14 protein-coding genes are annotated in these 14,241 nt (G+C 46.3%); 9 read left to right on the forward strand and 5 right to left on the reverse strand.

What is annotated here, in order from left to right:
- Nucleotide 1: 1 nt before the first annotated feature.
- Together DFP81_RS08510 and DFP81_RS08515 are read left to right on the forward strand one after the other, a co-directional pair.
- On the forward strand, nucleotides 2-622 hold the full coding sequence (locus DFP81_RS08510; protein ID WP_181903063.1) for a TetR/AcrR family transcriptional regulator: 621 nt from the start codon (nucleotides 2-4) through the stop codon (nucleotides 620-622).
- 184 nt (nucleotides 623-806) lie between these two features.
- The gene (locus tag DFP81_RS08515) at nucleotides 807-1,475 is read left to right on the forward strand and encodes a DsbA family oxidoreductase (protein WP_115897357.1); all 669 of its coding nucleotides are present in this window, start codon (nucleotides 807-809) and stop codon (nucleotides 1,473-1,475) included.
- Nucleotides 1,476-1,531: 56 nt separating this feature from the next.
- Here the strand turns inward: DFP81_RS08515 and DFP81_RS08520 are convergent, their stop codons facing one another.
- Complete coding sequence (locus tag DFP81_RS08520; protein WP_115897358.1) at nucleotides 1,532-2,098, reverse strand: MSMEG_1061 family FMN-dependent PPOX-type flavoprotein; 567 nt, start codon at nucleotides 2,096-2,098, stop codon at nucleotides 1,532-1,534.
- 142 nt (nucleotides 2,099-2,240) lie between these two features.
- Here DFP81_RS08520 and DFP81_RS08525 point away from each other — a divergent pair, with 142 nt between their 5' ends.
- Genes DFP81_RS08525 through fhuB form a run of 3 tightly spaced genes read left to right on the forward strand, consistent with a single transcriptional unit; the run spans nucleotide 2,241 to nucleotide 5,898 of the window.
- Nucleotides 2,241-3,008, forward strand: coding sequence for an ABC transporter ATP-binding protein (locus DFP81_RS08525; RefSeq protein WP_115897615.1), 768 nt, complete (start codon nucleotides 2,241-2,243; stop codon nucleotides 3,006-3,008).
- Nucleotides 3,009-3,018: 10 nt separating this feature from the next.
- Complete coding sequence (locus tag DFP81_RS08530; RefSeq protein ID WP_181903064.1) at nucleotides 3,019-3,912, forward strand: ABC transporter substrate-binding protein; 894 nt, start codon at nucleotides 3,019-3,021, stop codon at nucleotides 3,910-3,912.
- Between the two features lie 15 nt (nucleotides 3,913-3,927).
- A complete protein-coding gene (gene fhuB / locus DFP81_RS08535; protein ID WP_220342891.1) occupies nucleotides 3,928-5,898 on the forward strand; it encodes a Fe(3+)-hydroxamate ABC transporter permease FhuB in 1,971 nt (656 codons plus the stop codon).
- Nucleotides 5,899-5,900: 2 nt separating this feature from the next.
- On the opposite strand, the gene DFP81_RS08540 is transcribed toward fhuB, so the two are convergent.
- The 4 genes from DFP81_RS08540 to DFP81_RS08555 all read right to left on the reverse strand — a co-directional run bounded on the left by DFP81_RS08540 (nucleotide 5,901) and on the right by DFP81_RS08555 (nucleotide 9,397).
- Entirely contained in the window at nucleotides 5,901-6,527 is a 627-nt protein-coding gene (locus DFP81_RS08540; RefSeq protein ID WP_245959122.1) for a Crp/Fnr family transcriptional regulator, read from the reverse strand.
- Nucleotides 6,472-7,416 (reverse strand): DMT family transporter, encoded by a 945-nt coding sequence (locus tag DFP81_RS08545; protein WP_115897361.1) that lies wholly within the window; start codon nucleotides 7,414-7,416, stop codon nucleotides 6,472-6,474. The genes DFP81_RS08540 and DFP81_RS08545 overlap by 56 nt, the downstream gene beginning before the upstream one ends.
- Nucleotides 7,413-8,264, reverse strand: coding sequence for an arylamine N-acetyltransferase family protein (locus DFP81_RS08550; protein WP_115897362.1), 852 nt, complete (start codon nucleotides 8,262-8,264; stop codon nucleotides 7,413-7,415). Before DFP81_RS08550 ends, DFP81_RS08545 begins: the two co-directional genes overlap by 4 nt.
- A 173-nt stretch (nucleotides 8,265-8,437) precedes the next feature.
- Nucleotides 8,438-9,397, reverse strand: a complete 960-nt coding sequence (locus DFP81_RS08555; RefSeq protein ID WP_115897363.1) for a helix-turn-helix domain-containing protein — start codon at nucleotides 9,395-9,397, stop codon at nucleotides 8,438-8,440.
- Between the two features lie 218 nt (nucleotides 9,398-9,615).
- On the opposite strand from DFP81_RS08555, the gene DFP81_RS08560 reads away from it, so the two are divergent.
- The 4 genes from DFP81_RS08560 (at nucleotide 9,616) to DFP81_RS18330 (ending at nucleotide 14,213) form a co-directional block, all read left to right on the forward strand.
- Nucleotides 9,616-11,034, forward strand: a complete 1,419-nt coding sequence (locus DFP81_RS08560) for an ethanolamine ammonia-lyase subunit EutB (protein ID WP_115897364.1) — start codon at nucleotides 9,616-9,618, stop codon at nucleotides 11,032-11,034.
- Nucleotides 11,034-11,954, forward strand: a complete 921-nt coding sequence (eutC, locus tag DFP81_RS08565) for an ethanolamine ammonia-lyase subunit EutC (protein ID WP_115897365.1) — start codon at nucleotides 11,034-11,036, stop codon at nucleotides 11,952-11,954. The genes DFP81_RS08560 and eutC overlap by 1 nt, the downstream gene beginning before the upstream one ends.
- A gap of 106 nt (nucleotides 11,955-12,060) precedes the next feature.
- Nucleotides 12,061-13,464, forward strand: a complete 1,404-nt coding sequence (gene eat, locus DFP81_RS08570; RefSeq protein ID WP_115897366.1) for an ethanolamine permease — start codon at nucleotides 12,061-12,063, stop codon at nucleotides 13,462-13,464.
- A 278-nt stretch (nucleotides 13,465-13,742) separates the two neighbouring features.
- Nucleotides 13,743-14,213 carry a helix-turn-helix transcriptional regulator gene (locus DFP81_RS18330; protein WP_220342893.1) on the forward strand — a complete coding sequence of 157 codons (471 nt, stop codon included), beginning with the start codon at nucleotides 13,743-13,745 and terminating at the stop codon, nucleotides 14,211-14,213.
- Nucleotides 14,214-14,241: the final 28 nt, after the last annotated feature.

Consider the following 14,241-nt stretch of genomic DNA (forward strand, 5'->3'; position numbering starts at 1 on the left):
TGTGACCTCAGAACAGCAACAACCACAGGACCCAAAAGCAATACTTGTACTTGAGGCTGCGACTAAAATATTTTTGCAATATGGTTTCTCGGCATCCACCACTGACATGATTCAAAAGGAAGCTGGCGTTTCGAAAGCCACTGTTTATAACCGCTATCCAAACAAAGAGGCGCTCTTTTTTGCCGTGGTTAAACAGGGTTGCTGGCAGACCACATCACAGTTAAAAAGAATTCAAACGCAGTCCGTAAGTCTAGAGCGTGTGCTCACGGAATTTGGCAACACTTATCTCACTATGACCCTATCGGCTCATAACCTCGCCTTGTTCCGCACCGCGGCAGCAGAAGCATTACGTTTTCCTAATATTGCCAATACTTTCTATAACTCTGGACCTAAGGCAACCATAGAAATCGTCAGCGAATACCTTGAACGGGCAGCAGATCATAATGAAATCAACATACAATCCATTGGAGTAGAGCCAGCAGCGGCGCTCTTTATCAGCATGCTAAGAGGCGAAGGCCATATGATTGGTGTGATGTTCCCAGAAGCCGTGCCTTCTAAGATTCAAATCGAACAGTGGACTAAGAACGCGGTACAAACCTTTATGAAAGCGTTTGCCGTCTAATGATATTGGCGCTTAGCTGTGCGCCAAATAACACCCAAAAAGCAACTAAAAACTCACCGCCTCCGAGGTTGCATTGTGTAAATCATAAGCAATCTGCTTGCTTACTGCTGCGCCTTGGTTTTAATCTTGAGCGCTATCCCCATACATATCTGGATACCTTTTTCGTTTCTATTTGGAAAATACAATGAAAGATCAAATCGATATTCAATTTGTCTCCGACATCATGTGTCCATGGTGCGTAGTCGGCTTAGGAAATCTGAATCAGGCCCTAGCAGAACTCGAGCAACAGGTTTCTGCCACGGTGACTTTTCAACCGTTTGAACTTAATCCAGACATGCCCCAAGAAGGGCAAGATTTTGATCAGCACATCCAGCAGAAATACGGTATCTCTAAGGAACAGTCAGACCAAAATCGTCAAGCCATTAAAGAACGTGGCCAGGATGTCGGTTTTGACTTTAGCTTCAAACCAGAGAGTCGCATGTGGAACTCATTTGATGCGCACCGTTTGCTGCACTGGGCAGAGCATGAAGAAAAACAGGCTGAACTCAAACAGGCGTTGTTCAAAGCCCATTTTACTCACGCTCAAAATGTGGCTGATCATGAGGTGTTAGCTGGTGTTGCGGCAGCGGCTGGCTTAGACCCAAAAGCGGCTAAAGGCATTTTAGAAAGCGGCCAGTTTGCAGAAGAAGTTCGACAAAAAGAGGCCTTTTGGCAGCAAAATGCCATTACTTCTGTGCCTACTGTCATCATCAACAATAAATACGCGATTTCAGGTGCTCAGCCAGCTGACGTGTTTAAAGAAGCACTAGAAGAGATTATCAGCAAAGAAAAAGACGGCTTAACGGAAGATTAACGCCGCTTGAGAATGATGCGCCGCTTGCCTACGTCAGTAACTGAGTAGGCAGCCCTCTAGTCTATGTTGAGCAGCCCTTGCTGCTGCTTTATGATATGCCCCAAGCTGGGTAATATTGCACGATCTGTATGAGCATCGCTCGACCACACCCGACCTTTAATCAAGGCTTTAGGGCAATGAAAGTAGGCACTCTGAAGGGTTATTTTTATTACTAATTTCGCGGGCTTTTCACCATCTGGACAGCAGGCCAACAACTCAGGGTCATCATAAACCGACGCCTGTCCCTTTAAGCGCAGCACTTCGTTGATCCCAGGAATAACAAACAAGATACCTATGTTTGGGTTAACCAGTATATTCCTAATGCTATCCAGTCGATTGTTCCCTGGGCTATCCGGAATTAATAACTGGGTGTCGTTTAGCACCTTAATAAAACCGGGTTCTCCACCACGCGGCGACACATCCAACAAACCGTCTGTATTCTGGGTCGATAGCACCACAAAAGGACTATGAGCAACAAAGGTTTTAAGGTGAGTATCTAGCGCGTATACCGCTTTATTTTGTGTAATTGGATGAGGCGTCGCATACAAGGCATCGAGTTGTTCCAAACACGTAATCTGACCCATTCTACCGCCACCTTTGCTCTACTATTGATGCAGCTGCTTCGCATGCATGAGTAAAAACACTCACAAATTCAAATGAGAAGCATTATTAATATTGATTTTATATGCTATTGTATGTTGCAAATTCATCCAGTACAACAAGCCTATGTTTCAACTCAATAATGCCGCTTTCGCAGTATCGACTCATACCATTTTACAGCCCACAAATATCCTCTTTAAAAAAGGGGTAGTTACAACATTATTGGGTCATAACGGCTGCGGTAAATCCACCTTGATGAAGCTATTAAGTCGCCAAAACCTCCCCTCTCAAGGTCAGGTGTTACTCGATGACCAAGAGGTGACGCAACTTAAGCAGAAAGACTTTGCGCTTAAGGTCGCGTACTTGCCGCAACATCCGCCAATCACCGAGGGTGTCACAGTAACAGAATTGGTGCGTTTTGGTCGTTACCCTTGGAAAGGAGCATTCGGCCGTTATACCGACCATGACCATAGCTTGGTTGCTCAAGCTATTGCTAAGGTTGGCCTAGAGGGATACCAAGAACGCTTTGTTGCCACCTTATCAGGGGGAGAGCGTCAGCGTGCTTGGGTCGCCATGTTATTGGCACAACAAAGTGAATGCATTTTATTGGACGAGCCAACCTCAGCACTCGACATTTCTCATCAGCACGAGCTATTAGCTCTGATTCGTGAACTCAATGAAAGTCTAGGTTTGACTGTCATCATGGTGCTCCATGACATCAATATGGCTGCTAAATTTAGCGACCACTTAATTGCTCTGCACAGTGGCAAAGTCATCGCTCAAGGCGCTCCAGAAGACATTATGAAAGTTGATGTTCTGAAACAAATCTACGGCATGGACTTGGCACTTTTCCCACATCCTATTACCGGTCATCCGATCAGCTATATTCCTTAACGAGGCTATTTTGAAATATTTATTTGTTTGTTTATCACTTCTTTTTTCTGGCATAGCGGCGGCTGAGCAAGCCCATGAACTGACCGACAGTGACTTTACTACGCCTCCAAAACGCATCATTTCCATTGAATGGGCGACCACAGAAACCCTACTAAGTTTAGGCGTCACTCCAGTAGGTATGGCGGATATGGACGGTTATAAACAGTGGGTCATCAAACCGGCACTGCCCGCAGGCATTGCCGATGTGGGTGCTCGAAACGAACCTAACCTAGAACTTATTTCAGAGCTTAAGCCAGACCTTATTTTAATCAGTAAGCGGCTTGCACCGGCGTACGATAAGCTTAGCCAAATCGCCCCGACGATTATGTTTAATGTGTACAACGACGAAAAAACACCACTTAAGAATGTACAAACCTTAACGCTAAAATTGGGTAAAGTGTTAGGCAAAAGCCAAACCGCCGCCAACCTGATTGCTCGTACGCAAACCCTGTTAAGAAAGAACGGCGACAAGATTCGTGCGGCTCATCCTGCCATCGACCCGTTACTCTTTGTGCGAATTGTGGATAACAGTACCTTGCACTTCCAAGGCAAAGGCTCATTGATCCACGATACGATACATGCCATGGGGCTGAAAAATGAGTGGCATGGAAAAACCAATTTTTGGGGTTTTTCCAGCGTAGAAATAGCCAAAGTTGCCGAGCATCAACAAGCCAACATTTTTCTCTTACAGTCCGTCAAGAAAGCCGAAAAACAAAAGCTCCTCAACTCGCCATTATGGCAAGCCATGGCGTTTAGTCAGCAACACAAGGTCTATGAGCTACCGCCTATCTGGAGCTATGGTGGACTTTTAGCCGCTCAACGGTTCAGCAACCAATTGGTCAACTTACTCACCAAACAGCCATAACGGTCTTTCTACTGTATGAACAATCCTTTTCGTCTCACTCTGTCATTTGGCCTTTTATTTAGCCTGTTTATGATTGCGTTATTAATCCAATACACCGTGCCTTATGCCGGTGGCTGGTCGCTGATTCAAAACACGCTATTTGCTTATGACACCAGCAACTATAAAGAGTTGATTGTTCATCTAACTTATCTTCCTAGACTCGCCATTGCACTTATTTGTGGTTTTTCTTTAGCGATTGCAGGCTGTGTTATGCAGTTTATTCTACGTAACCCGATTGCCGCACCAACCACCTTAGGGGTGGCATCTGGAGCACAATTAGGCATGGTTGCAGGGGTATTGTTGTTGCCCGCAGATGTCGCCTTACCCAGCTTTATACCTGCTTTTGTCGGTGCCGCTTTCGCCAGTCTATTGGTGTTTTGGATTGCCGCCAAAAAAGGCTTAGCGCCAATTCATTTGGTTCTCTCTGGGATGGTTATCAGTTTGTTTATCGGGGCCATCAACACCATGCTGATGTTGGTTTACGAGCGCTATTTAAGCAGTGTATTCATTTGGGGAGCGGGCACTTTAAATCAAAATAGTTGGGAATCAGTAGAGCGGCTATTACCCTTACTTTGTCTGCCAATCATGGGGCTCTTTTTACTACAGCGCCCTCTTTCGGCACTGATCTTAGGCGATCAGGCATCCAATACCATTGGCATTAATGTGAAACGCATTAAACTGATCACTCTTAGCTTGGTGATTTTTGTCACTGCTGTGGTGGTCAGTGAAGTCGGTATTATTGGCTTTGTTGGCATAGTTGCGCCAGGTATCACGCGCTTATTAGGCGTACGTCATCTTAGTAAACAAATCTTAATCAGTGGTGTCATTGGCTCCTTAATGCTTCTGCTGGCTGACCTGCTGACTCAACCTATTGCGGCAGCCACAGGGGATTTACTCCCCACCGGCGCGATGACAGCACTGCTTGGCGCACCATTTCTATTATGGCTGCTCAACCGCCAGACCTGGCCTTCACAACTGCGTGCCACTGAAGACACTGCCCCTAATTTTCGTCAGCGACAGTTTTTACCTTTGTGCTTCGCCCTGCTGGTTGCACTGTTTGTGGTTTCGCTAGCAGCCTTATGGATAGGCAAGGACAGTCAAGGTTGGCACCTGCTCATCAACGAGAATATGCTTCAATTGCGCCTGCCGCGTATCTTAGGCGCCTTATTTGCAGGTGCCGGCTTAGCCACCGCCGGCACTTTAGTACAACGCCTTACAAACAACCCTATGGCAAGCCCCGAAGTGTTAGGTATCAGTTCTGGTGCTGCTCTCGCCTTAGTTATCTGCGCTTTATTAGGTCTTAGCATTAACCGTTATGAACAAATTGCCTTCGGAACTCTGGGTGCATTAAGCGTGACAGGGGTTATTTGGTGGTTAGGGAAAAAACATCGTTTTGCACCGGCACAGCTTCTGCTGACCGGCATCGCACTAAGCGCGGGGCTTGACGCCGTGATGCGGATTGTCATGTCATCCGGACACGAAGACGTCAGCACACTACTCACTTGGCTCTCTGGCTCAACCTACTTGGTAACGTATCAAGATGCCATATTACTAGGTAGCGGAGTATTGATCTTTAGCACTCTGGCGATTTTATTACATCGCTGGTTAGACTTAATCGCGCTGGGTGAGGTCTCTGCCAACAGTGTCGGATTAAATAGCCTCCTAGTGCGTCGTGTCTTAATCTTGTTGATTGCAGCGCTCACCACCTTGTGCACCGCTGTGATTGGGCCACTGACCTTTATTGGCCTACTGGCTCCTCATATGGCACGCTCGCTCCACCAGAACAGTGCGAAGAAACAGCTTGTCACGGCCTGTTTATTGGGCGCTTTGGTGATGGTCATTGCAGATTGGGTAGGGCGCGTTTTGTGGTTTCCATGGCAATTCCCAGCTGGGTTATTATCATCTCTGCTCGGTGGAGCCTACTTCCTTTACCTGATGAGAAAATAAACTTACCCCTGGTTACTCAGTTTGAGCTGCTGACGAATACGACTAAGCGCGACTGGCGTAATGCCTATATAAGAAGCGATATATTGCTGTGAAATGCGCTCTTTTAACGTTGGATACGCCTGACAAAAATTGAGGTATCGACGCTCCGCCGAATCTTTCACAAATGTGCTCTCTCGCTCCTCTTTCGCAATAAATATGCTCTCTAGAAAATGCAAATAGCACTCTAGAAAAGCATTGTCATGACGCATTTGTTGATAAAATTCAGCCCAATCATAGGAGCTAATCACACAGTCTTCCAGAGCTTGAATACCAAATAACACGGGAGAACCCGTGACCATAGCACGGGTAGATCCGATGATTCTTGGGGCTTGCGCAAATGTCTGAGTAAACTCTTTTCCTTGGTCTGATACGCTAACATAGCGCACCAATCCCGAATGCAAAAAATACAAACGCTTGGCGCTGTCACCTTGCTGAAAGAGATACTGCCCCTTCTCGGTGACATGCACATCAAGCGGCGTGGTCAATGCACGCCAGTCAATCTCACCCCCTAAGTCGTTAAAATAGGAAAAAATATTATTTGCTAGCTGTGCTCGTTCCATCAAGGCGACTTCTCTGTTTAATGCGTTCATCAATTAAAGCCAACGCAAACAAGAGTAGCAAGACAGCCAATAAAAAATCGCCATTTAATAGCACGGAAAAGTGGGATTCTGAAAACGCGGTATAACCAGCAACCCAAACAGGAATAGTATAAGACATTGCCAGCAATCGACTCGCGCCAACACGGGTAACCAAACGCTGCTGCAATACAAAGGTCAACAGTGTCGTAAAGACTGTGAGATACAAAATATTCACCCAAAAACCACTGCTTGACCACATTACATGGCTAAGCTCACCCCAAAGTAAAGTGACAGGTAACAGCCATATTGAGCCGAACAACATGATCATAAAGGCCCCTGGCAAAGCGCCCAGAGCACGCCCCCAGTTTTGTACCGCCACCACATGCAATGCCAATAAGACACATGCGCCAAGAAAGATGGCGTCCCCTGAATACCATTGCAAACTTGCCCCCCGCTGGGTTGCCAACAACACACTCACTGCGCCTATTGTGCCTAACACAAAGCCCAGCACCCGTAATTGTGAGGTATGCTCTTTCAGCCATATCTTGGCAATCAGCACCCCCAATAAAGGAACCAGGGTATAAAGCACCGATGTGTGTAATGGCGTGGTGAGTGGCAAGGCCGCAAATAAACCAACAAAAAAGCCGACTAGCGCGCCACTAATCAACAAATATTGCCTTACTCTTTGCCACGAGTGGAACAGCTTTCGCCACTGCTCTCGCGGCTTCAGTTGAGCTCGTTGCCAACTCACCAATAACAACAACGTCATCACCACAAGCGCTAATAAAAAACGCAAGCCAGACGTGGCTAACGGGCTGGCATAGGCTGACATATTTCCAGACACCACAAAGGACGAAGCCATTAACCAAGCCCAAAGCAGTAAGCTACATAGATGACTCATAACTCCAGCCTGTTTTCGACGGCCAGTTTAGGAGCAATAAAGCGTTCAAAAAGACGCGCTACCGCAGCCTCTTCCAAAGTAATCGAGAACCTCTCCAGCAAATGCCGCTGCAACAATTCGGCAGACGTTATCCGATAAACTCGAGTGACACCTTGAGTGGTTACTCTCATTTCGTCATTTTGCAAAGAAACCGTGCTTTGCGCGCTTTTTATACTCACCATTAAGTTATTCACAAACACGGCATTGGCATGCTTATGTGAATAAAAATGCGCCAGTTCACAATCTGCGTCAGAGTAACAAGCTAAGTCAAAACGATAGAGGGTAAATAACGTCTGTTGCTGCTCAATTTGTAATGCATATTCATCCCCATGCGCAGTTTGGTAAGCCACTATTTGATAACTATCTTGTCCGGCAACTTGGCGCACATTAGGAGTTAATTGTAAGGGAGCAATCGGCCCATTAGCACCAAATCCGCTATCTAATAAATAGCGCTTACCTTCTAATCTCAGCACACTGACTCTATGCGTTCGCGGGGCACTGATATCTCGATTATTCAACACCCGAGCTAAGACAAGTTGAACGTCATAACCTAGCGCTTTGAGCAGCTCAAACATGAGTTTATTATGTTCGAAACAATACCCCCCTAAACCACGCTTGACGAACTTATTGCTGAGCGCGTCAATATCTAGCGGCAAGTCGTCTTCGAGGGCTACCGAGAGGCTATTAAAACTATGCTGGGCTACATGGCGTGCTTGTAATTCATCAACAAACGCTAGGCAAGGAAAGTCTGGCGGTGTCAGTCCTAAATCAAGCAAATACGCTTGTAACGGCGGTGTCAGTCTTCTCATATTGAGCTCCTCTATAACGACCTTATGAGTGCCAAGATTAAAAGAAACAAACACAAATAAAATTAACCTAGGTTAATTCTGTCCGCCTCTTTATTCGGCTAGGCTTTGTGGTGATAACAAGATAAAGAGTAGAGGGAAAAAGAAGTAAGACAAAGAATGGATAACTCGGTTTGCTATGCTCGCCGCTCTAGAGTCTCTGATGGGCGCTCACCAAAAAGACAACGGTAGTCCTTCGCAAATTGACTTAGGTGCCAAAAACCCCAGCGTACCGCAATCTCACTGACGGCGGAATTATGACCCGCGTTAATTAAGGCGCGGCGCACGCCATTCAAGCGACTAATACGCAAATACTGAATCGGACTCATGTCCAAAATGCTTTCGAAACTGTACTGCAAGGTACGGCGACTGACGTTGGTAATGTCACACAACTGAGTGATGGTGACAGGCTCATCTAAATGATGATCCAAAAAATGTCGAGCACAATCCACGACATTTTTCCGGTGTGCGTAACTCTGTATTTTTACCGGCTGTGGCGTTTCTGCTTTGAGCACCTCCAATAAGGCCATCATCACAATATCATATTGTAACCTACGCGGCGCTCTCCCCTTATCGCCTGATAGCAGTCGCGCTAATAAGAAACGCACTTCTCTCAACGTTTTCTCAGGTATCGCTAAACGCCCATGTTCTGTTAGCTCTTGCCAATGCAAATTAACGCCATGGGTGTTGGCCAATGCGATCAAGGCTTGCTGGTCCACTACTAAACCATATAAATCGTACTCTTGTGGCGTCGTCAGCTCAAAATGACAGCCACCAGGCCGACACATGATGGCATTGGACTGTACGGCTAAACCATTGATCCGACTTTCTGCTTGCGCCGCCAGCGGAATACCTAACCACACAGAATTAGGCCAAACAACGCATTTCTGTTGCAATGCCTGATTGGTATGTTCACGAAATACCTGCAAACCTTCAAATGGTAACTCCACAATACGACCGTAAAAGCGCCCTCGACTTGTTTGATCGTATTCCTGCTGCCAATTGGTCAAATTGCTCGCGTGTAAATCGGCATCCCTCGCTTCACTCACGCTAATTAAAGCGCCCTCATTTGGTGCACTCATACATTTATCAAACATAACGGATTCCTAATGAATGACGGAATTGTGCAAAATACTACTCAATAAAAACCATAAACCACTGATAAATATAGTTTTTTAATTTTTGCCAATATTCGATAACCACACACAGTGGTATTTATTAAGCTCTATATACGCAACATTTATACCTGTTTTGATTCTCCTTAGCTGATCCTATTAGTACTGAGTCAAAACAAAATAACAACGAGATTTTGTTTATGAACCACCCTAATTCTGCTTTTCAATTTCGTCATACGGTAGGTGAACGCACATTTGGCTTTACCAACCTTGCCGATTTAATGGCCAAAGCAACTCCGGCTCGATCTGGCGATCGGTTGGCGGGTGTCGCCGCTCACACAGCTGAAGAAAGAGCCATCGCACAAATGACATTAGCCGATGTACCTCTGTCCCTGTTCTTAGAAGAATTACTGGTTCCCTATGAAGAAGATGAAATCACGCGCTTAATCATAGACGATCACGATAAGCTTGCTTTTGCGCCTGTTTCGCACCTGACCGTTGGCGGCTTCCGCGATTGGCTACTGAGTGACTTAGCCACAACATCGGCCCTAGAAAGCATTCGCGCGGGGATCACGCCAGAAATGGCGGCGGCTGTTAGTAAGATTATGCGTAACCAAGATCTCATCCTAGTCGCTAAGAAATGTCAGATAAAAAGCGCCTTTAGAAACACCATTGGCTTACCTGGGCATCTCTCAACACGCTTGCAACCGAATCACCCTACTGATGACTTAACAGGGATTGCGGCCAGTATGCTCGATGGACTGCTGTACGCTAACGGCGATGCGGTTATTGGTATTAACCCTGCGACAGATAACGTACAACAAGCCTCACGCCTGATCCGCATGATGGATGAAGTGATTCAGCACTATGAGATCCCAACACAATCCTGCGTATTGACGCATGTCACCAATACGATTGAATGCATTGATCAAGGTGCGCCAGTTGATCTGGTGTTCCAATCCATCGGCGGTACACAAGCAACCAATGACAGTTTCGGCTTTAACCTCAACACATTGGCAGAAGCCCAAGACGCCGCACTGTCGTTGCAACGTGGCACCGTTGGCAATAACGTCATGTACTTCGAGACCGGCCAAGGCAGCGCCTTGTCCGCCAATGCTCATCATGGTTTAGATCAACAAACATGTGAGGCTCGGGCCTACGCCGTAGCACGCAAGTTTGACCCTCTGTTGGTTAATACTGTGGTGGGATTTATTGGCCCTGAATATTTATATGATGGCAAAGAAATCACCCGTGCCGGATTAGAAGACCATTTCTGCGGCAAATTACTCGGCTTACCGATGGGGTGTGACGTTTGCTACACCAACCACGCTGAAGCCGATCAAAACGACATGGACAACTTGCTCACACTGCTCGGCGTTGCTGGCTGCACTTTTATCATGGGCATCCCAGGCTCTGACGACATCATGTTGAACTACCAGACGACCTCATTTCACGATGCACTCTATGCCCGTCGAGTATTAGGTTTAAAACCAGCGCCAGAATTCGATGCTTGGTTAGCCAAAATGGAAATAGCTAAAAATAATGAGCAATTCACACTCAATCATCAGCTGCCAGACGCCTTTCAGCAATCACTCAAGCGTATGATTGGAGGCCAGTGATGGATAAATCAAACAAGAACACGCCACAGCTTAGCCCAACCCAGCCACACCATGATGCCCAACAACCGGTAACGGCGAACCCTTGGCGTAAGTTGAACGCTTTTACTGACGCCCGTGTGGGATTAGGACGAGCAGGAATCAGCCTACCGACCAAACACCTGCTGGACTTTCAATTAGCCCATGCGCAAGCAATCGACGCTGTACACACCCCCTTAGATCTGTCCGATTTAAGCCGTCACCTGGTCAGCCAAAATTGGGCGCCAGATTGCGCTCCGCTACTGCTGCATAGCCGTGCAATAGACAGGTCTGCTTATTTGCAACGCCCTGACTTCGGACGTTTATTAGACGCCTCTTCTGCCAATCAACTGGACTGTCATAAAACCAACTATCCAGAGGGCTACGATCTGGCGATTGCCATCGTCGATGGTTTATCCGCTCTGGCCGTGCAACAGAACACGCTACCTTTTTTGAACGCCTTGTTTGAACTGTTGCCACTTAGCCATAACGATGATGCTGCTCTTGCAGAAGAAACATCATCAGAAGCTAAAAAACCTTGGACACTGGCGCCCATTTGCCTAGTCGAGCAGGGGCGAGTCGCTATCGGTGATGATATTTGTCAGCGTTTAAACGCCAAATGCGTGTTGGTTTTGGTGGGTGAACGCCCCGGTTTAAGCTCACCCGACAGCTTGGGGCTCTATCTTACTTGGGAGGGAAAAGTGGGCCACACGGACGCTTATCGTAATTGCATTTCCAATGTCCGTCCTGCCGGTTTGAAATACCAAGAGGCGGCAAAAAAAGCCTATTACCTACTCACTGAAGCCAGACGGCGGCAGCAATCGGGGGTGACCTTAAAAGACCGCTCCGATGATGAGGTCGCACTCGCAAACAATACCACTACAAATTTTCTCGTGTCCCAATAGAAGGCAGTGAATGCTGCCTTCGCCATGCAAAAAACCATAAAAAAATAAACGCGTACAGCGTTAGAAAATCACAAATGACTTTTAAACTATCAATAAAGGAACACTTATGTCTGAACAATTAGATAAAGAGTATTTGGCAAAACGCCAATTAAAAAGAGGGTCGGCTGGCTGGGTCTTGCTCGCTGGGTTAGGCGTTTCATACGTTATTTCCGGTGATTTTGCTGGCTGGAACTTTGGTATTGCTGAAGCCGGTTGGGGTGGTTTTGCAATTGCCGCCTCACTCATGGCCGTCATGTATTTCACCTTGGTGTTATCCTTGGCAGAAATGTCTGCGGCCATTCCTGCTGCGGGCGGAGGTTACAGTTTTGCGCGTCAAGCAATGGGGCCCACCGGCGGCTTCTTAACTGGCCTAGCCGTACTGATTGAATATGCGCTTGCCCCTGCTGCCATTGTTATTTTTATTGGCTCTGCGGTTGAGGCTTTGATTGGCGTCAATGGTCCTTGGGTTTATGCCGCATTTTACCTTGTCTTCATTGGCATTCACTTAGCCGGTGCCGGCGAAGCGTTAAAAGTTATGATGGTCATCAGTGGCTTGGCTGTGATTGCGATCCTCGCTACTGCTATTGCGTTAATCGGTGACTTTGATACCAGTCGATTATTCGATGTGGCGGTTAGTGATGCCGCAGGAGCAACAGAGTTTTTACCAATGGGTTGGTACGGTGTTTGGGCTGCACTGCCTTTTGGTATGTGGCTATTTCTAGCGGTAGAAGGGGTTCCATTAGCGGCGGAAGAAGCCAAAGACCCAGCAAAAGATGTCCCTAAAGGTATCATTGGTGCAATGATCTTCTTATTGTTCACCGCCTTGTTAGTTGTCTTCTTACTGGCAGGCGCTGCAGGTGCAGATGCGATAGGAAAAAGTGCTGTTCCTTTAGTCGATGCACTCAATGTCGCGGGTCATGAAACACTAGGCACGGTAGTGAACGTACTTGGTCTTGCTGGCTTGATTGCCTCTTTCTTCTCTATCATCTATGGTTACAGCCGCTTGGTGTTTGCCTTATCTCGTGCGGGCTATATTCCTCAGAATTTATCCGTCACAAATAAACGCAAAGTTCCGGCACGCGCGTTGATCGTTCCTGGTATTTTAGGCTTTTTTGCCTCTTTAACTGGTGAAGGCGATTTGATGCTTGCGATGGCGGTAGTGGGTGCGACTGTTTCTTATGCCTTAATGGCGCTGAGCCATATTCTTTTGAGAATCAAGCAGCCTGATATGCCTCGCCCCTATAAAACACCTGGCGGCATCGTTACCTCATCCATTGCCTTTATTTTGTCCTTGCTAGCCCTTTCTGGTGTCTACGCTTACGACCCTAGAGCCTTTAACTACACCTTGGTCTTGTTCGTAATCGGCGCCGCTTACTACTTTTTATATAGCAAAAAACATTTGGTTGCGAAAACGCCTGAGGAAGAATTCACCATGCTCGCTGCAGCTGAAGCTGACCTCAGCGCCTCATAATAAATTAACCAAGGCGCCTGCAAACTTGCCTTTAGCAGCTGAGGCAAGAAGCGTTGCTTGCTCCTTCCTTACCTTCCCGTTTTACCAAAAGCCTATTGATACACTTCAATAGGCTTTTTTGTTGTTGATATTATGGTCATTCCCGTATTTTTTCTGTTAAGTTACATTTAGTACACAGTAATTTTATTTATTGACACAAATATGAAACAGTAATGATCTATCATTGGTTTTAGCTCGTATTAATCTATATTTCAGCTAATAAACTAGGGGGGGCCAATATGATGAAGATGAAAGGTCAGATCGAAAGTATTTATCCTATTAAAGAGCATAAGCTAAAACATAAAGCTGCCAAAAAAGCGAAGAAGAAAGGCAAAAAGGCCGAACAAGCATTAGCAGTTAAAAGAGCTGAACTTAAACAGCAAGAAACGATAAAAAAAGCGACACAAGAAGACACGCAACAAACTCGAGCATCTAAAAATTCTCAGCCGCTTGATAATCAAGAAAAGAAAAAAACTATGAAGAACATCATCAGTCGTATGATGGCTGGTGAACTCTCCCAAGGGGAAGCATTAAAGATGCTACGCATTCAAGTACTTGGGTTAAAACAAGAAGATTATGCACAACTGGTTGGTGTATCACGTAAAACATTGTCAGAAAATGAAAATAACAAAGGTAACTACAGCGCAGATGTGGTGAATAAAGTCTTTCAGCCTTTTGGCTTGAAAGTCGGCCTCGTGACCATTTCCTAATAACGAGCTCATCAATATAGACAGCGGC

This window comes from Marinomonas pollencensis, assembly GCF_003387375.1.
GTDB classification, from domain to species: domain Bacteria; phylum Pseudomonadota; class Gammaproteobacteria; order Pseudomonadales; family Marinomonadaceae; genus Marinomonas; species Marinomonas pollencensis.

What these genes read in the sequence shown, in the direction of transcription:
- DFP81_RS08550 (WP_115897362.1), bottom strand. Translation starts at nt 8,264, where the DNA reads ATGAGAAGACTGACACCGCCGTTACAAGCGTATTTGCTTGATTTAGGA.
- DFP81_RS08520 (WP_115897358.1), bottom strand. Translation starts at nt 2,098, where the DNA reads ATGGGTCAGATTACGTGTTTGGAACAACTCGATGCCTTGTATGCGACG.
- DFP81_RS08545 (WP_115897361.1), bottom strand. Translation starts at nt 7,416, where the DNA reads ATGAGTCATCTATGTAGCTTACTGCTTTGGGCTTGGTTAATGGCTTCG.
- eat (WP_115897366.1), top strand. Translation starts at nt 12,061, where the DNA reads ATGTCTGAACAATTAGATAAAGAGTATTTGGCAAAACGCCAATTAAAA.
- fhuB (WP_220342891.1), top strand. Translation starts at nt 3,928, where the DNA reads ATGAACAATCCTTTTCGTCTCACTCTGTCATTTGGCCTTTTATTTAGC.
- DFP81_RS08540 (WP_245959122.1), bottom strand. Translation starts at nt 6,527, where the DNA reads ATGAACGCATTAAACAGAGAAGTCGCCTTGATGGAACGAGCACAGCTA.
- eutC (WP_115897365.1), top strand. Translation starts at nt 11,034, where the DNA reads ATGGATAAATCAAACAAGAACACGCCACAGCTTAGCCCAACCCAGCCA.
- DFP81_RS08525 (WP_115897615.1), top strand. Translation starts at nt 2,241, where the DNA reads ATGTTTCAACTCAATAATGCCGCTTTCGCAGTATCGACTCATACCATT.
- DFP81_RS08515 (WP_115897357.1), top strand. Translation starts at nt 807, where the DNA reads ATGAAAGATCAAATCGATATTCAATTTGTCTCCGACATCATGTGTCCA.
- DFP81_RS08560 (WP_115897364.1), top strand. Translation starts at nt 9,616, where the DNA reads ATGAACCACCCTAATTCTGCTTTTCAATTTCGTCATACGGTAGGTGAA.
- DFP81_RS08555 (WP_115897363.1), bottom strand. Translation starts at nt 9,397, where the DNA reads ATGTTTGATAAATGTATGAGTGCACCAAATGAGGGCGCTTTAATTAGC.
- DFP81_RS18330 (WP_220342893.1), top strand. Translation starts at nt 13,743, where the DNA reads ATGATGAAGATGAAAGGTCAGATCGAAAGTATTTATCCTATTAAAGAG.